This is a genomic window from Pantoea rwandensis (assembly GCF_000759475.1).
GTDB lineage: Bacteria > Pseudomonadota > Gammaproteobacteria > Enterobacterales > Enterobacteriaceae > Pantoea > Pantoea rwandensis_B.
Genome location: NZ_CP009454.1, coordinates 131091 through 148395, shown reverse-complemented (window position 1 = coordinate 148395; position 17305 = coordinate 131091). Strand labels below are relative to the sequence as shown.

Sequence of the window (17305 nt, the reverse complement as noted above, 5' to 3'; positions counted from 1 at the left end):
CCGACTATTTATGACCAATCATGGAGATCTGCACCGTGTTTCAAAACGTTGATGCTTATGCTGGCGATCCAATTCTGTCGCTGATGGAAACCTTCAAACAGGACCCACGTGACAATAAAGTGAATCTGAGCATTGGCCTCTATTACAACGAGGCGGGTATCATTCCTCAGCTGCAAGCCGTGGCTGCGGCAGAAGAACGCCTGCAGGCGCAGCCGCATCAGGCGTCGCTTTACCTGCCGATGGAAGGCCTGGGCCCATACCGTAATGCGATTGCACCGCTGCTGTTTGGCAAAGAACACCCGATGTTAAAGGCCGGTCGCATTGCTTCCATCCAGACGCTGGGTGGCTCCGGTGCACTGAAAGTCGGGGCGGATTTCCTCAAGCGTTACTTCCCGCACTCAAATGTCTGGGTGAGCGATCCGACCTGGGAGAACCACATCGCGATTTTCAACGGTGCTGGTTTCGACGCACAGACTTATCCGTGGTACGACGAAGAGACCAACGGCGTGAAGTTTGATGCGTTTATTGCCAAGCTGAAAACGCTGCCGAAGCAATCTATCGTGCTGTTGCACCCATGCTGCCACAACCCAACTGGCGCGGATCTGACGAACGCGCAGTGGGATGAAACCACCGAAGTATTGAAAGCGCAGGAACTGATTCCGTTCCTCGATATCGCTTATCAGGGCTTTGGTGCGGGCATGGAGCAGGATGCTTATGCGATTCGCGCGATTGCTGCTGCGGGCTTGCCGGCTCTGGTCAGCAACTCATTTTCGAAAATCTTCTCGTTGTATGGCGAGCGTGTTGGTGGCCTCTCCATCGTGTGTGAGAGCGCAGAAGAGTCTGCTCGCGTGTTGGGTCAGCTGAAAGCGACCGTCCGTCGCAACTACTCCAGCCCACCAAACTTTGGCGCGCAGGTGGTTTCTTGCGTACTGAACGATGAGGCGCTGCTGAACAACTGGCTGGCCGAGGTGGAAGCCATGCGCCTGCGCATCATCGAAATGCGCCAGACGCTGGTCAACGTATTGAGCACCAAGCTGCCGGGTAAAAACTTCGATTACCTGCTGAAGCAGCGCGGCATGTTCAGTTACACCGGTTTAAGCGCGCAGCAGGTTGATCGCCTGCGTGATGAGTTCGGCGTATATCTGATCGCCAGCGGCCGTATGTGTGTGGCTGGCCTCAACAGCCGCAACGTTAATCAGGTGGCCGAGGCCTTTGCTGCCGTGATGTAACGCACTTCGCAGCACGAGAAAACCGCCATGCCTCTGGGCTGGCGGTTTTTTTATGTGCGTTATCTGGTGCCACCGCCTTTACCTTTGGCTGACTTGCTGCACACTTAAACGGTGTCATGACGTCTATAATGAAGCCGATGGCAGGCGTCATCGGGCCTAAAATCGGCCTCTACCAAGGAGAATACCGCATGAACATTTCGGATCTCCTCACCTACTGCATGAGCAAACCAGGTGCGGAGCAAAGTTATAAAAATGAATGGGATGCAACGCAGATTAAAAGCGAAGGCGTACTATTTGCCATGGTGCATGAGGTGAAAGGGCGTCCGGCGCTATCGTTGAAAACCTCGCCAGCGCTGGCTGATTTATTGCGCGAAGAGCACAGTGATGTATTCCCGAGCGAGCATCTCAATAAGTCGCACTGGAGCACGCTATGGCTGGATGGGTCGCTAAAGGATTCGCAGATTTATTATCTGGTCGACGCTTCCTGGCAACAGGCTGACGCCACGCGCGCGGCGGGCGTCAGCCATGATGAGGACTCGCGCTAATTAAGCCGCTGACTCTTCTCTCAGGGTGTTGATATCAATCACGAAGCGGTATTTCACGTCGCTTTTCAGCATACGTTCATAGGCTTCGTTAATCTGGTTCATGGCGATCAGTTCGATATCGGAAGTGATACCGTGCTTGCCACAGAAATCCAGCATTTCCTGGGTCTCAGCAATACCACCGATCAGTGAACCGGCGATGCTGCGACGTTTGAAGATCAGGTTAAACACCTGTGGGGCCGGGTGATCGTGCTCTGGCGCGCCCACCAACGTCATATTGCCATCCAGCTTCAACAGGGTGATGAACGGGTTGAGATCGTGTTGAGCCGCAACGGTATTCAAGATGAAATCAAAGCTGTTGGCATGCTGCGCCATTTGATCGGCATCTTTCGAAATGACGACTTCATCAGCACCTAAGCGTTTACCATCTTCAATTTTTGACGGTGAAGTGGTGAACAGCACAACATGTGCGCCCATCGCATGCGCGATTTTCACACCCATGTGGCCGAGGCCGCCAAGACCGACGATGCCCACTTTTTTACCTGGGCCAACGTTCCAGTGACGCAGTGGGGAATAGGTGGTGATACCCGCACACAGCAGTGGTGCCACACCAGCCAGATCGAGATTTTCCGGCACGCGCAACACATAGTTCTCATCCACTACCATCGCCGTGGAGTACCCGCCGTAAGTGATGGCGCCGGTTTCACGGTCTTCACCGTTATAGGTGCCCACAAAGCCGTTTTCGCAATATTGCTCCAATCCTCTCTGGCAGCTTGGACAGCTACGGCAGGAATCAACTAAACAACCGACACCGACCAGGTCACCCACTTTGTATTTGTGGGTGTGTGCGCCAACGGCAGTGACGCGGCCAACGATTTCATGGCCAGGCACCACTGGGAAAATAGTGTTTTTCCATTCGTTGCGCGCCTGGTGTAGGTCAGAGTGGCAAACGCCACAGTACAACACTTCAATCTGCACATCATGAGCGCGAAGCTCGCGCGGCTTATAGTCGAACGGGGCGAGCTTGGATTTCGCGTCCTGTGCGGCATAGGCATGCGTAATATTCATGGTGTCTCCAATCGGGTGTGTCGTGAGTGTATTGCGGGATCCCGTTCAGCGATCTGAAGGGACAAAGGCGTAACGAGCTACGCCAAAAAGGAACTGTGTAAGGATAGTCAGCGAGATGAGATGCGTATATGCCTGAAGTTGTCTGATTCTTGCCTGTTTCTGCATTTTGCTGCGGAATCTGACAGCCAGACATCAGGCTCGGATAGCTGCAATATTAGGCTGTTAAACTCGCGTGAGTCGCGCCTGCGCACTGAAAGAAATGAGAAGGCCCGCAGTGCGGGCCTTCAATTTTACTTCTTCTTCAGCATCGGCTTGAGGAAGCGGGCAGTGTGGGATTTTTCACACTCTGCCACGGTTTCTGGTGTGCCTGAAATCAGGATTTCGCCGCCGCCGCTGCCGCCTTCCGGACCCAAGTCGACAATCCAGTCAGCCGTTTTGATCACGTCGAGGTTATGCTCAATCACCACGATGGTATTGCCCTGATCGCGCAACTGATGCAGCACTTCCAGCAACTGCTGAATATCAGCAAAGTGCAGACCCGTGGTTGGCTCATCAAGGATATAGAGTGTTTGCCCGGTGCCACGTTTCGACAGCTCGCGCGCCAGTTTTACACGCTGCGCTTCACCGCCTGACAGCGTGGTTGCAGACTGACCGAGGCGAATATAAGACAGCCCCACGTCGATCAGCGTTTGCAATTTACGCGCCAGCGCAGGTACGGCATCAAAGAACTCACGTGCTTCTTCGATGGTCATATCCAGCACTTCGTGAATCCCTTTGCCTTTGTATTTAATCTCCAGCGTTTCACGGTTATAGCGTTTGCCTTTGCATTGATCGCAAGGCACATACACATCCGGCAGGAAGTGCATTTCGACTTTAATTACGCCATCACCCTGGCAGGCTTCGCAACGTCCGCCGCGCACGTTAAAGCTGAAGCGCCCTGGATTGTAGCCACGGGAACGTGCTTCAGGTACAACGGCAAACAATTCACGCACCGGGGTGAAAATACCGGTGTAAGTGGCCGGGTTCGAGCGCGGCGTGCGGCCGATGGGGCTCTGGTCGATATCGATGACTTTATCGAAATGCTCCAGACCCGCGATCTCGCGATAGGGAGCAACCTCCGTCGTGGTGGCCCCGTTCAACTGCCGCTGTGCAATCGGGAACAGCGTGTCGTTGATTAACGTAGACTTACCGGAACCCGAAACGCCGGTGATACAGGTGAACAGGCCAACCGGAATCGTCAGCGTGACATCCTTCAGGTTGTTACCGCGTGCGCCGGTGAGTTTCAGCACTTTCGCCGGGTCGCCCTTCACGCGCTGTTGCGGAATGGCAATTTCGCGTTTGCCGCTCAGGTATTGCCCGGTCAGCGAAGCTTCGTTAGCCATAATGGCATTCACATCACCCTCAGCCACGACCTGGCCACCGTGCACGCCTGCGCCAGGACCAATATCAATCACGTGGTCAGCGGCGCGAATCGCATCTTCATCGTGCTCGACCACAATTACGGTGTTGCCGAGGTCGCGCAGGTGGATCAAGGTGCCCAGCAGACGTTCGTTATCGCGCTGATGCAGGCCAATTGAGGGCTCATCAAGCACATACATCACGCCCACCAGACCCGCACCGATCTGGCTTGCCAGACGAATACGCTGCGCTTCTCCGCCAGAGAGCGTTTCTGCGGAACGCGACATCGACAGATAATTCAACCCGACGTTAACCAGGAAGCTCAGACGATCGCCGATCTCTTTCAGGATTTTTTCGGCGATCTGCGCGCGCTGTCCGCTCAGTTTCAGATTGCGGAAAAAGTCGGTGGCATGGCCGATGCTCATCTCAGAGATGGTCGGCAGGTTGGTATTCTCAACAAATACATGGCGTGCTTCACGGCGCAGGCGTGTCCCTTCGCAGCTGTTGCAGGAGCGATTACTGATGAATTTCGCCAGCTCTTCACGCACCGCATTGGATTCCGTCTCTTTATAACGGCGTTCCATGTTGTGCAGCACACCTTCAAATGGATGGCGACGCACCGAAGTGTCACCGCGATCGTTGATGTATTTGAATTCGATATTCTCTTTGCCGGAACCGTACAGAATCACTTCGCGCGCTTTGTCGCTCAGGCTGTTAAACGGCGCTTCGACATCGAAATCCAGATGCTCTGCCAGCGAACGCAACATCTGGAAGTAATAGAAGTTGCGACGATCCCAACCACGAATCGCACCGCCAGCCAGTGATAGCTCAGGGTTTTGCACCACGCGATCGGGATCGAAATACTGCTGCACGCCCAGACCATCGCAGGTTGGGCAGGCACCGGCCGGGTTGTTGAACGAGAACAGGCGCGGTTCCAGCTCACTCATGCTGTAGCCACAAATCGGGCAGGCAAAGTTAGCGGAGAACAGCAGCTCCTCGGCCTCGCTGTCATCCATATCGGCGACGATGGCGGTACCACCACTCAGCGCCAACGTGGTTTCAAAGGATTCTGCTAAGCGCGTCGCCAGGTCATCGCGCACGCGGAAGCGGTCCACGACGACTTCAATGGTGTGCTTTTTCTGCAGTTCCAGCTTGGGTGGATCTGACAGATCACAGACTTCGCCATCAATACGGGCGCGGATGTAGCCTTGAGCCGCAAGGTTTTCCAGTGTTTTGGTGTGCTCGCCTTTGCGATCTTTCACCACGGGTGCCAGCAGCATCAGACGACGGCCTTCTTCCTGCGCCATCACCTGATCCACCATCTGGCTCACGGTCTGTGCCGCCAGCGGAACATCGTGATCCGGGCAGCGTGGTTCACCCACACGGGCAAACAGCAGACGCAGATAGTCATGGATTTCAGTAATCGTGCCGACCGTCGAGCGCGGGTTATGCGATGTGGATTTCTGCTCAATAGAAATGGCGGGCGAGAGACCTTCAATATGGTCCACGTCCGGTTTCTCCATTAATGAAAGAAACTGGCGCGCATAGGCCGAGAGCGATTCAACATAGCGACGCTGACCTTCGGCATACAACGTATCAAACGCCAGCGAAGACTTACCGGAACCCGACAGACCGGTGACCACAATCAGCTTATCGCGAGGGATGATCAGGTTGATATTCTTCAAATTATGGGTGCGAGCACCGCGGACTTCGATCTTATCCATTCACCTTTCCCGGATTGAACAACACTCGCCATGCCTTGCCAGCACGACCAGCAGAAACGCGTTAGTATGGCACAAAAAATAAACTGAATAAATATCCAGTGCTTTTGCTATTCTGTGTGCCAAATAAAAATTGCGAGCCTGCTCTGAAGTGGGCACCGTCATTGTGACGTGATACAATTTTTGGCTTAGACTTTTAGCATCAACTCATCGGGAGACAGCAACATGGCCAGTCGTGGCGTAAACAAAGTGATTCTTGTCGGGAATCTGGGTCAGGATCCGGAAGTGCGCTACATGCCAAATGGTGGCGCGGTAGCCAACATTACGCTGGCCACGTCGGAAAGCTGGCGCGACAAGCAAACCGGTGAAAACAAAGAGATTACTGAATGGCACCGTGTTGTGCTGTTCGGCAAACTGGCTGAAGTGGCGGGTGAATACCTGCGTAAAGGCTCTCAGGTTTACATCGAAGGCCAGCTGCGTACCCGTAAATGGCAGGATCAAAGCGGCCAGGAAAAATACACCACCGAAGTGGTTGTTAACGTTGGCGGCACCATGCAGATGCTCGGTGGACGTCAGCAGGGCGCGAACGCAGGTGGCGCACCGATGGGCGGCCAGGGCGGCGGCAATAACAACGGCTGGGGCCAGCCACAGCAACCTCAGCAGCAGCCTCAGGGCGGCAACCAGTTCAGCGGCGGCGCACAACAGCGTCCGCAGCAGCAGAGCGCACCGGCGAACAACGAACCGCCAATGGACTTTGACGACGATATCCCGTTCTAAGACAACGCGCACGCATAATTACACGCTAAGGCCTCGTTTTACGGGGCTTTTTTGTATCTGACTCTCAGGTTTCTCAATCAAAAGAAGGGACGCATTTCCCATCAAGGAGTGATAATGAAACAGCAACAGGCAGAAGCATTATTAAAAGTCGCACTGGCAAATGATCATGCCCAGTTTCGTCGTGGGCAGTGGGAAGCGATAGATGCACTAGTGAATAAACAGCAGAAATTATTGGTGGTGCAGCGGACTGGTTGGGGTAAAAGCTCCGTCTATTTCATCAGCGCCAAAATTTTTCGCGATCGCGGTATGGGCCCAACCATTATCGTTTCACCGCTACTGGCGCTGATGCGTAACCAAATTGAGTCTGCCCGTCGATTAGGCATTGTGGCTGAAACCCTCAATTCTTCGAACAGCAGTGACTGGCAGTCGGTGACACAGCGCGTGCTGGATAATCAGGTTGATTGTTTACTCATCTCTCCAGAACGTCTCGCGAATGATCAATTTATCGAAACCGTACTGCAGCCGATTGCTAACCGCATCGCGCTCATGGTGATTGACGAAGCGCATTGTATCTCCGATTGGGGGCACGATTTCCGTCCCGATTATCGCCGTATCGTCAGCATTCTAAGGCAATTACCCGCAAACACGCCGGTGCTTGGCACCACCGCTACTGCCAATAATCGTGTTGTTGCAGATATACAGCAACAGATGGGCGATATTGTGATTCAACGCGGTGAGCTGATCCGTAAGAGTCTGGCGCTTCAAACACTCATTCTACCGAATCAGGCGTCACGTCTTGCCTGGCTGGCGCAAGTCATTCCGACTCTTGAGGGAACCGGGATCGTCTACACGCTTACCGTTCGTGATGCCGAACAGGTAGCGGCCTGGTTACGCACGCAGCACATTGATGCGCGCGCCTATCATGGCAGCGTTGAGGACGCGGGTTTCGACAGCAGCAATGACTATCGCCAACATCTTGAGAACTTGCTGCTGACTAACCAATTGAAAGTCCTGGTGGCGACCACCGCACTGGGAATGGGATATGACAAACCTGATTTGAGTTTTGTGCTGCACTATCAGGCGCCTGCTTCGATTGTCGCTTACTACCAACAGGTAGGACGCGCGGGTCGTGGCATCGATCATGCGGTTGGCGTGCTAATGTCTGGGGGGGAAGATCGTGATATTCATCAGTTCTTCCGGCAGTCAGCTTTTCCGGCAGAAGCACAGGTGCATGATATTTTGCAGGTGCTGGAGGAGAGCGATGGTTTGTCGATTCGCGATATCGAGCAGCAAACCAATCTGCGTCAGGGGCAAATTGAAAAAGTACTGAAATTACTGAGCGTTGAAAATCCTGCCCCGGTGATTAAAGTAAAAAGCCAGTGGCGGAGAACGCCGGTTTTCTATCAGTTGGATCGCAAACGTATCGTGCATCTTACGCAGCAGCGCGAACAAGAGTGGCAGGAAGTGCAGGCTTATATCTCACAGCGCGGTTGCCTGATGACGTTTCTGCGATTATCGCTGGATGATGCCGACCCGATATCCTGTGGCAAATGTGCATATTGCCTCGGCCGGCCCTTGATTGACCCGAAGGTGGATGCAATGTTGGCTCATCAGGCTGCGACTTTTCTACAGCGCGCCGAAACGGTGCTGTCGCCCAAAATTCAGGTGGCTGCTCAGGCATTTGAAGAATACGGTTTTCGCGGTAATTTACCTGCTGCCCTGCGTGCGCAGGAAGGTCGGGTGCTTTCGCGCTGGGGAGATGCCGGTTGGGGATCTCGCGTAGTCGCCGAGAAAGCCGCAGGCCATTTCAGCGATGAACTTGTTTCTGCTCTGGCTGAATTGATTGAACAGCGCTGGCAGCCAGTGCCTGCGCCAAAGTGGGTTTGTTGCGTACCGTCGTTGCGCCAACCTCAACTGGTGGCGGATTTTGCCCGCCGATTGGCACTGCGACTCGACTTACCCTTTATAGATGCACTTCAGAAAGTGAAAGATAACCCTCGACAACGTCTGCAGAATAATCGCTTCCATCAATGTCGTAATCTGGATGGCGCGTTTTCCACCTGCGCTAATCTGCCTGCCACGGCTGTGTTACTGGTAGACGATATTGTCGATTCAGGTTGGACAATGGCAGTGGCTGCCGCCCTGCTTCAGCAGGCGGGTAGCGGCATTGTCTACCCACTGGCGCTGGCAACCTCAACGGTGAAAGAGTCATGAATTTATCTCCTGTTGCACAAGCAACTCTTTTATTAACCAGTGACTTCTCGCGCCAGAGCGAGGATGAGGTGAAGCCGCTAAGTAATGCGGAATGGGGACGATTTGCCCTGTGGTTAAAACAGCAATCCGCTTCACCCGCCGATCTGCTCAGCTCTGGTGCTGATGTCATGTTAGCCACCTGGGTAGAACCCCATATCACACGCGAGCGAATTGAAACGCTACTCAGTCGTGGGCACAGCCTGGCGTTAGCGATTGAACGTTGGCAGCGCGCGGGGCTTTGGGTGCTAACGCGTTCTGATGCTGATTACCCAAGGCTGCTTAAGCAACAATTGCGCACCAACGCGCCAGCGGTCCTGTTCGGCTGTGGTGATATCGCTCTGTTAAATCATCCCGGCCTTGCGGTGGTAGGATCGAGGAATGCCAGCGAGCTGGATTTAGCGTTCAGTCGTCAGGTTGCGGGAAAAGTGGCCTCTGCGGGGGTAAATCTGATTTCAGGTGGCGCGCGAGGCATCGATGAAGCCGCTATGCTGGGCGCATTGCAACACAACGGAACCGTCGTGGGTGTCCTCAGTGATAGTCTGCTGACCGCTGCGACCAGCGCCAAATGGCGAAAGGGGTTAATGGCGGGTAAATTACTGCTGCTTTCACCGTTCTATCCTGAAGCGGGCTTTACTGTGGGTAATGCAATGGCGCGCAATCGATACGTTTATTGCCTGGCGAGGAGTGCGCTGGTGGTGCACGCGGGTCACAAGGGCGGGACGCTGGTCGGTGCGGAAGAGAATCTGCGCAAGAAGTGGGTACCGTTGTGGGTTAAGCCTACCGACGATGTACAGGCCAGCAACGCTGAACTGGTTAAACAGGGGGGGCAATGGTGCGCTGCTCACCCCGATGACATTGATGTTGCGCAATGGATGTCGCCTCCCCGTCATCAGCCCCATCAGCCGGAGGATTTATTGAGCCGCGCAGGGTACAAGCTGCCCGACATGACCGCTGTGGTTAATGTGGCTCAGGAACCAGAAGGAATCTGGCATCCATCCGATTTTTATCAAATTTTTCAGGCGCAATTGCCGGCACTGGCCGCCCATCCCGTTACGATCGAGGATCTGGGCTCGCGGACGGGCCTGCATCAGATTCAGCTGACTGAATGGTTGCAGCGCGCGGTGCATGAGGGAGTGATTGAACAGCCGACAGGAACAAACTGTTATCAATGGAAGCGAAAAATGTAGCTGCTGTGCGTCTTCCATCATGAAGCCGGACAAACCCGTCCGGCTCCATCGCTTCTAATGCGGCCGCCACTCCCGCAAAAGCACCTCAGTATCACGCACTAACACCGGGTTGCCCGGCATAATCAAATCCGCCCAGACTTCATTATGCTGATTGATCTGCTGCTGTGCGGAAACGTAAGTCCGATCGGCAGTGGTATGCGCATCGGCGGCAACGGTGATGTGATAGCCCAGGCTGGCACCCACCTTGATGGTGGTATCGACACAGTAATCGGTCGCACAACCGCAAATTACAAAGCTCTCAATGCCATGTTGATCAAGCTGAGCCGCCAGGTCGGTTTGCCAGAAACTGTCGCAAGCGGTCTTGTTAACGTAGATCGCGTTGGCTGGCTGAGCCAATTCCGGCACGATCTGCCAGCCTTCGCTGTTCACTTCGAGGCCTGGCTCAACGTGCTGGATAAAAATCACCTGATCGGCCGCTGCCGTCAGTTGATTGATGCGCTGACAACGTCCGTCACGATCAAAACGTGGTGAAGCCAGCACGCCATTTTGCATATCCACTACCACTACCACCCGATTAGCCATCATCGCCTCCTTTATATAGTGGATGACAGTATTGCGATTGTTACGCATGCAGGTAAAGCAAATCTGTTTTGCATTTCAGCTCGCCGCCGCGCATGCTAATTAGCCTGTTTTTAGGAGGTGTGATGTGAAGGTGGTTCCGGAAATCTTTCCTGATAAGTGCGATCAAGCGCAGTTCCAGCATTTTGCTGAACTGCCGGGTATCGAGCTGTATCAGGCGCACATCTCGCGTTACGCCTTTGAGCCGCATACCCATGAAGCCTTTGGTATCGGCACCATTGAATCGGGTGCACAGCGTTTTCGCTACCGCGGCACGCACTATACGGCACCGCAGCATTCACTGGTGATGATGAACCCTGATGAATTGCACACCGGGGAATCGGCCTGTGATGAGGGCTGGCGTTATCGCATGATCTATATTGATCCGCAGGAGATGGAGCGGCTTACCGGCGATCGTCACTGGTGGTTTAGTGAAGCGCTGCGTACAGACGCCCGTCTGGCACAGCCGTTTTCCCAGCGGCTGGCGCAGATGTGGCAGGCCACTAGCGCGCTGGAACGCGAGAGTCTGTTGCTGGAACTGCTGGAGCTATTACGCCCGCTGGCCCATCAGGGAAAATCCCGACCCGAAGAGGGCGCCCATCGCTTTGATGCGGTAAAAACCTATCTGCGTGAAAACCTGGCGGAGCCGATTCGTCTTGATGAGCTGGCCGCCCTGGCGTCGTTGTCGCCGTGGCATTTTCTCCGCAGTTTTAAACACCACTTCCATGTCACGCCACATCAGATGCTGATGGCCTTTCGTCTGTTCGATGCCAAGCAACGTTTGGGGATGGGGGAAAGCGCGGCTTCGGTGGCGGCCGCCGTTGGATTGACCGATCAGGCGCACCTCACGCGCGCTTTTGCTCATCGCTATGGCATCACCCCTGGACGTTATCAGAAGCAAGTTTTCCCCTCGCGTTAACCGCAATCTGCTACAAGCCTTTATTATCCGGTTACGCCACACTGCGACGGAAAAGTGATAAAGGAAAAGAGAATGTTTGCAGGAATCGTGTTTGCACTTGCCGCAGGATTGATGTGGGGGCTCATTTTTGTGGGACCGCTGCTGATACCTGACTATCCGGGTACCTTACAATCGGCCGGACGCTACGTGGCTTTTGGGCTGGTGGTATTACCGCTGGCATGGCTGGATCGCCGCCGTCTGAAACAGCTGGCACGCAAAGATTGGCTGGAAGCGCTGAAATTGTCGCTGGTCGGTAATCTGCTCTATTACGCCTGCCTTGCCAGTGCTATCCAGCGCACCGGTGCGCCGATCTCGACCATGATCATTGGCACCTTGCCGGTGGTCATCACCGTGACGGCCAACCTCTGCTACGGTCATCTTGAAGGGCGACTTTCCTGGCGTAAACTCTTTCCGGCGCTACTGATTATTGCTGCTGGCCTGGGCTGCGTGAATGCTGCGGAGATGCAGATGCAGGGGCCGGATTTTGACTGGTCGCGCTACCTGACAGGGCTATTACTGGCGATTTTAGCGGTCGCCTGCTGGACCTGGTATCCGCTGCGTAATGGCATCTGGCTGCGCGCGCATCCACAGCATAAAGCCGGTAGCTGGGCGACGGCACAAGGGTTGGTGACCTTACCGCTGGCGTTGGTGTTCTATTTATTAGTCTGCGGTCAGCTTTACTGGCAGCAGCCTGAGTTCGCTCTGCCATTTGGCCCGCAGCCCACGCGTTTTCTCCTCATCATGCTGGCGATTGGGCTGATATGTTCATGGTTAGGCACGCTATGCTGGAATGCGGCTAGCCAGCGTGTGCCAACGGTCATCATGGGGCCGCTGATTGTGTTCGAAACGCTGGCTGGTCTGCTGTGGACCTTTCTCTGGCGACAGAGCTGGCCGCCGCTGCTCACTGGGATCGGGATTGGCTGTCTCATCGTCGGCGTGATCTACGCCATGCGTATTAAACCGCAGCCGGAAGTCAGCGCGCTTTAACATGAATTTCTGGCTGCTGAGTAGAAGGGCTCAGCAGCCCTTTCTTCAGTGTTTTTAGGAATTTGCCGCCTCTCTCTTGCGCTCCTCTTCGCCATTTTTATCTTCAGACACCACCGCGATATAACTTTCCCTCGCTTATCCTTGCCTGTTTTTACCCCACTTTGTCATAACCCATGTTGCATTTTGGGGGGACTCCGGTCACTCAAGCGGGTGGAAAGGGGTTGATAACCCGCCGGGAAGGGTAAAAAAACCGGCGCCGGGAGGGTTAAAAAGGTGTTCTATCTGCATTTTTATTGCGATTTGGCACTGAAAATCACCGCTTCAAGCCACGATTTTCTCAAGATGCTGCTCCGGTGTTGAGAAACATCCGCTGAATCTGCATAAAAAAATGATTAAACACAGCGATGAATTACCTGGCGATATTTCCCATAAGTCGCCATTTTTTACTGTTATTGTTTAGGTGTGATAACGTTTCTAATCAGGAGTAATCCTGGTGCAGTGATCAACGTATCGCCATGGCCAGATGGCAATCCGTGATCGTCACCTAAAGTGATAGGTCCAATAAAAATAAGAGTCACTGTGCGAGCGATTACATGTCGTTGTTCATGATTGCTTAACAGATTTATCTGTATTCAGTCCTGATCATTAATATCAATTAAGTAATAAAACGAAGCGCCAATCTCACCGTAATGAGATTGGGCTGCGTATGAAAGGCTTGAATAGCGAGACTTTTGCTGATGTGAATCAATTTTACCGCAAAAAAGGAAGCAAATCCGCGATGATATTCATCAGGAAAAAATGGTGCGAATTGTTATGTTACGAACGCCGAATTAAATGATCTTCATCTCTTCTGGTAAGAACAAATCTCAGCATTAAGTCAAATAACAACGGTCTTAATGGTGTTAGCGATTATCGGAGCCTGAAGGATAGTGGTAAACACTGCGGCTAATATCCAGCAAGCGGCAGCTGCGACGCGTTCCAATGTCGAAGGTGGTTTGCAGGAAGTTAACAGCTTGCCGCTTCTCATTTGTAGTGAAGAAGTTTTTCAGCACGCTTTGCAGCATCTCTTTGTCGGAACTCAGTGACTGCAGTTCACGGGTAAGGTTTTGTAGTTTATCCTCCAACTCTTTGATTTTTCTACCTTCTTCTGAAGAAAGCCCAGAAAACTTTTTCTTCCAGCTATAGAAGGTGGCCTCGGAAATGCCAAGCTCTTCACAAATCTCCCTGACTTTCACTCCCGTTTCAGAAGCTTTAATGGCATTTGTGATTTGCTCTTCGCTATATCGTGACTTTCTCATAAATGCTCTTACCTTTCTTATCAATTAATGGATGAGAATTACTGTATTAATATCTGGCACTGCAAAAAGAGTATTAATGCAGTATTAAAGTGCGCGATTAGAATTGCGAGGTCTAAATTAAGTTATTTGGAATAAATATCATCATGGGATAAATCTTATTTTATTCTGAATGCCATTGAACGCCTTCCTGGCTTTGGGTTTTTGATATAGATTCATTTCATCCCAAATGCAGAAAAATACTACAATCATTGGAAATACGGCATAACCTGTTTATGAAAATCACAGGGTGTGCCAGTAAACCTTTGCTTCGAATTTAGGCTGAAATCGTTTACATCCGCAGAGTTTCGCACCAGATTTAATCGGAATTTTCCTGAATTCATTCAAAGAATCCTGACGGGAGTCTCATTTTTCGGACCAGTTTGGTTTGAAGTTATTAATTTAAGTCAGGCCCACTGAGCGCTTGTTAATTCATTTCAAGGACGTTTTAGCGAAAGGCAGTTGCTGTAAGTAATACTAAGGATCAGTCGATGAAATTGAGCGTAATGTCTAATGCCGCCTGGATGATGTCTGAGAAGATCGTCTCGGTGTTCGGCGTCATATTTGTGACCTCCTACGTGGCTAAGTCATTTGGTCCGACCATCTTCGGTCAGATGGCGTTTTCAACCTCGTTGTTTTCGATGGTGCAGACCGTAGCGATTTTCGGTACCGAAACCATCCTGTTCAAACGCATCAGCAAGAGCGCGCCGAAAGGCCTGCGGTTGATGGCGGTGGCGCGCACCTTGCGGTTGGTCTTATTGCTGTTGACCTCCATCCCGGTGTTGATTTGGGTGTGGTACAACATGCAGGAAAATTTCCTCGCATTTGCCCTGGCCTCATTTATCTCCTCCGTATTTGTGACGCAGGATACGTTCAGCGTCTATAACAACGCACGTCTGGCTTCCCGACTTAACACGGTGGCTAACTCGGTGGGTCTGCTATTGGGCTTTACCCTGAGTTTCACCATTGCCTGGCTGCATCTCAATCCCTTGTGGCTGACGCTGTCGATTGTGCTGGTCACGCTGGTGCCGTACGTCATTAAACGGTCTAACTTTTACCGCGAAAATCAGGACATGGCGCCACCGCAGGAGAAGCGCAATACCTACCTGCGTTATCTGCTGTACGCCGGTTTACCGTTGGCCATTTCCAGCATCTTCATTTCCGTGCAGGTTAAGGCCGCTCAGATGTTTCTGGCGGGTATTGCCTCCGCTCGCGATCTCGGTCTGTTTGCTGCCGCCAATACCATTTCGGCGTCCTGGATATTCATTCCGGTTGCCATCATCACTTCCTGCTTTTCGGAGATCTTCCGGGAGCGCGGAGCAGCCGCCATCAAGCTCACTGCGCGGCTGAACGGCTATGTCATGGGTGTTTCATTGTTGTTGTTAGCGGTGATCGCGCTGTATGGCGAGCAAATCATCATCGCTTTGTATGGTCACGAGTACACACAGTCAGGGAGTCTCATTACGTTACTGTCGTTAGCGACCTGCTTTTCGGCAATGGGGACCGTAGCGTATCGCTACATGGTGAAAGAGGGCGGATTTAACTATCTGCTGAAGAAGATTATCTGCCTGATGATGATCAGTCTGCCGCTGTCGTGGTGGCTGATCCAGGGCTACGGCATCATGGGTGCCGCCTGGAGCGTCTTCATCTCTGAACTTCTGTCCCTCACCGTAATGAATTACTTCTTCAATAACGGCGTCATTCAGAAGATTCAAGTTTCCTCACTCAACTACAAAACCTACAAATGAGGTCCGATATGCTCAAGTTGAAAGATGAACTCAGAAGAAGTGTCCAGTACTTCATCAAGAAGATGCCCTGGGCTTACCAGGACCGCATCTATTACTTTCATAAATTCCGCAAACTGCCTAATTTGCGTCAACCGAAAGTGTTTAATGAGAAGGTGCTGTACCGGAAATTCGTTTTTGGCGATTACCAAATCTATGGCCGCCTGTCGGATAAGTATTCGGTGCGCGAATACATCGCCGAGAAAGTGGGCAGCGAATACCTGATCCCACTGGTGTATGAGACCAGCGACCCGCACTCGCTGCATACGCTGCCGAGCTGGAAGAACACGGTGATTAAGCCCAATCACGGCTCCAACATGGTGGAAATCCTGCTGGAAGAGCCGGATGCGCTAAAGAAGCAGAAAATTATCAGTGACTGCCATCGCTGGTTGAAGACCGACTTTGCTAATGAAGCGCGTGAGATTCACTATCGCTACATCAAGCCGCGTATCCTGGTGGAGCAGTACATTGGTGATGGTAAAACCGCGCCGATTGATTACAAGTTTCACATGTTCAACAAGCGTGACGGCAGCTTTGAATATGTGCTGCAGGTGATTTACAACCGATGTAACCCGTTACTGTCGATGAATTTTTATGTGAACAACCTCAATGAGGCGTACCACAAAATTCGCGATACCGGGCTGGATGTGAATCCACAAATGGCGCAGTTACAGCACGCATTGGCGCTGAGTAAAACCCTGGCGAGCGATTTTGATTATGTGCGTGTGGACTGGTACATCGATGGTGATCGGATTTACTTTGGCGAGCTGACGTTTACGCCAGGTGCCGGGTTGGTGACCGGGTTGGACCGTGGATTAAACCAGATGATGGGTGATATGTGGATTCAAGACCGCCGCGGTACGCAGATACCGGGTGTGACGGTGCCGGAAGTCGCTATTCCAGCCGTATTGAAGAAAATTTGAGTATCACACAGCAAAATAAAAAACCCCGCTAAGCGGGGTTTTTTATTGGCTGCGATTAAGGCATCGGCCAATCAGCAGGCGTCTGACTCATCACTTCAACGAAGGCGTTTTTGGAGATTTCCATGAAATTGTGCAGATTTTCCATGCTCAGGGTAATGCCGAGCAGGCCGGTGACAAACCAGCATGACATGCCTACACCAATACCGCCGCACATCAGTGCCATCACGTGGTGACTGTTCTGACGCAGTTTAATTTTCATGGTGCTGGCAAAGAACATCATGATGGCGCTGAGCAGCTCCCAACGCATGACGATTAAACTGGTGGTTAACGTAGCCATCTGCAAAAACCTCTTCAAATCAGTAATATCCCTGACATCGATTGGACATCACTGGCGGCAAAGAAGGAGGGTCAGGGAGGCCCTTCTGGCCGTCTTACGCGGGGGTAAATCTGTGACTTGGGTCACATTATATCACTCGATTTGAAAGTTTGAACAAAATTTATACCTGGTATGGTAGAAAGATTTTTA

At 52.4% G+C, this 17305-nt stretch carries 14 protein-coding genes; 9 read left to right on the top strand and 5 right to left on the bottom strand.

The window, feature by feature from the left end; translation table 11 throughout:
* Positions 1-35 precede the first annotated feature (35 nt).
* The gene (locus tag LH22_RS00645; RefSeq protein ID WP_155288004.1) at positions 36-1229 is read left to right on the top strand and encodes an amino acid aminotransferase; all 1194 of its coding nucleotides are present in this window, start codon (positions 36-38) and stop codon (positions 1227-1229) included.
* A gap of 188 nt (positions 1230-1417) precedes the next feature.
* A complete protein-coding gene (locus tag LH22_RS00640; RefSeq protein ID WP_038643628.1) occupies positions 1418-1774 on the top strand; it encodes an MmcQ/YjbR family DNA-binding protein in 357 nt (118 codons plus the stop codon).
* Here LH22_RS00640 and LH22_RS00635 read toward each other — a convergent pair whose 3' ends face one another.
* Together LH22_RS00635 and uvrA are read right to left on the bottom strand one after the other, a co-directional pair.
* The gene (locus LH22_RS00635) at positions 1775-2839 is read right to left on the bottom strand and encodes an NAD(P)-dependent alcohol dehydrogenase (protein ID WP_038643626.1); all 1065 of its coding nucleotides are present in this window, start codon (positions 2837-2839) and stop codon (positions 1775-1777) included. It abuts the gene before it with no gap.
* A 290-nt stretch (positions 2840-3129) separates the two neighbouring features.
* Positions 3130-5961 (bottom strand): excinuclease ABC subunit UvrA, encoded by a 2832-nt coding sequence (gene uvrA / locus LH22_RS00630; RefSeq protein WP_038643624.1) that lies wholly within the window; start codon positions 5959-5961, stop codon positions 3130-3132.
* 222 nt (positions 5962-6183) lie between these two features.
* On the opposite strand from uvrA, the gene ssb1 reads away from it, so the two are divergent.
* From ssb1 to LH22_RS00615, 3 genes are all read left to right on the top strand, one after another.
* The gene (ssb1, locus tag LH22_RS00625; protein WP_034826920.1) at positions 6184-6735 is read left to right on the top strand and encodes a single-stranded DNA-binding protein SSB1; all 552 of its coding nucleotides are present in this window, start codon (positions 6184-6186) and stop codon (positions 6733-6735) included.
* A gap of 114 nt (positions 6736-6849) precedes the next feature.
* A complete protein-coding gene (locus LH22_RS00620) occupies positions 6850-8949 on the top strand; it encodes a RecQ family ATP-dependent DNA helicase (protein WP_038643623.1) in 2100 nt (699 codons plus the stop codon).
* Entirely contained in the window at positions 8946-10175 is a 1230-nt protein-coding gene (locus LH22_RS00615; RefSeq protein ID WP_038643621.1) for a DNA-processing protein DprA, read from the top strand. The genes LH22_RS00620 and LH22_RS00615 overlap by 4 nt, the downstream gene beginning before the upstream one ends.
* Before the next feature lie 54 nt (positions 10176-10229).
* Here LH22_RS00615 and LH22_RS00610 read toward each other — a convergent pair whose 3' ends face one another.
* Entirely contained in the window at positions 10230-10757 is a 528-nt protein-coding gene (locus tag LH22_RS00610) for an isochorismatase family protein (protein WP_038643620.1), read from the bottom strand.
* 124 nt (positions 10758-10881) lie between these two features.
* Between LH22_RS00610 and LH22_RS00605 the strand changes: the two genes are divergently transcribed.
* Entirely contained in the window at positions 10882-11712 is an 831-nt protein-coding gene (locus LH22_RS00605) for an AraC family transcriptional regulator (protein ID WP_038643618.1), read from the top strand.
* Positions 11713-11784: 72 nt separating this feature from the next.
* On the top strand, positions 11785-12738 hold the full coding sequence (locus tag LH22_RS00600) for a DMT family transporter (protein WP_038643617.1): 954 nt from the start codon (positions 11785-11787) through the stop codon (positions 12736-12738).
* A gap of 902 nt (positions 12739-13640) precedes the next feature.
* On the opposite strand, the gene LH22_RS00595 is transcribed toward LH22_RS00600, so the two are convergent.
* Entirely contained in the window at positions 13641-14036 is a 396-nt protein-coding gene (locus tag LH22_RS00595) for a transposase (RefSeq protein WP_038643615.1), read from the bottom strand.
* 527 nt (positions 14037-14563) lie between these two features.
* On the opposite strand from LH22_RS00595, the gene LH22_RS00590 reads away from it, so the two are divergent.
* Positions 14564-15820 carry a polysaccharide biosynthesis C-terminal domain-containing protein gene (locus LH22_RS00590; protein ID WP_038643614.1) on the top strand — a complete coding sequence of 419 codons (1257 nt, stop codon included), beginning with the start codon at positions 14564-14566 and terminating at the stop codon, positions 15818-15820.
* A gap of 8 nt (positions 15821-15828) precedes the next feature.
* A complete protein-coding gene (locus tag LH22_RS00585) occupies positions 15829-16779 on the top strand; it encodes an ATP-grasp fold amidoligase family protein (protein ID WP_034826903.1) in 951 nt (316 codons plus the stop codon).
* Positions 16780-16834: 55 nt separating this feature from the next.
* Here the strand turns inward: LH22_RS00585 and LH22_RS00580 are convergent, their stop codons facing one another.
* Positions 16835-17116: a YjcB family protein gene (locus LH22_RS00580; protein WP_034826901.1), complete on the bottom strand. Its 282-nt coding sequence runs from the start codon at positions 17114-17116 to the stop codon at positions 16835-16837.
* Positions 17117-17305 lie beyond the last annotated feature (189 nt).

Coding starts and splice junctions, on each gene's coding strand:
- LH22_RS00640 (WP_038643628.1), top strand. CDS start 1,418: ATGAACATTTCGGATCTCCTCACCTACTGCATGAGCAAACCAGGTGCG.
- LH22_RS00635 (WP_038643626.1), bottom strand. CDS start 2,839: ATGAATATTACGCATGCCTATGCCGCACAGGACGCGAAATCCAAGCTC.
- uvrA (WP_038643624.1), bottom strand. CDS start 5,961: ATGGATAAGATCGAAGTCCGCGGTGCTCGCACCCATAATTTGAAGAAT.
- ssb1 (WP_034826920.1), top strand. CDS start 6,184: ATGGCCAGTCGTGGCGTAAACAAAGTGATTCTTGTCGGGAATCTGGGT.
- LH22_RS00620 (WP_038643623.1), top strand. CDS start 6,850: ATGAAACAGCAACAGGCAGAAGCATTATTAAAAGTCGCACTGGCAAAT.
- LH22_RS00615 (WP_038643621.1), top strand. CDS start 8,946: ATGAATTTATCTCCTGTTGCACAAGCAACTCTTTTATTAACCAGTGAC.
- LH22_RS00610 (WP_038643620.1), bottom strand. CDS start 10,757: ATGGCTAATCGGGTGGTAGTGGTAGTGGATATGCAAAATGGCGTGCTG.
- LH22_RS00600 (WP_038643617.1), top strand. CDS start 11,785: ATGTTTGCAGGAATCGTGTTTGCACTTGCCGCAGGATTGATGTGGGGG.
- LH22_RS00595 (WP_038643615.1), bottom strand. CDS start 14,036: ATGAGAAAGTCACGATATAGCGAAGAGCAAATCACAAATGCCATTAAA.
- LH22_RS00590 (WP_038643614.1), top strand. CDS start 14,564: ATGAAATTGAGCGTAATGTCTAATGCCGCCTGGATGATGTCTGAGAAG.
- LH22_RS00585 (WP_034826903.1), top strand. CDS start 15,829: ATGCTCAAGTTGAAAGATGAACTCAGAAGAAGTGTCCAGTACTTCATC.
- LH22_RS00580 (WP_034826901.1), bottom strand. CDS start 17,116: ATGGCTACGTTAACCACCAGTTTAATCGTCATGCGTTGGGAGCTGCTC.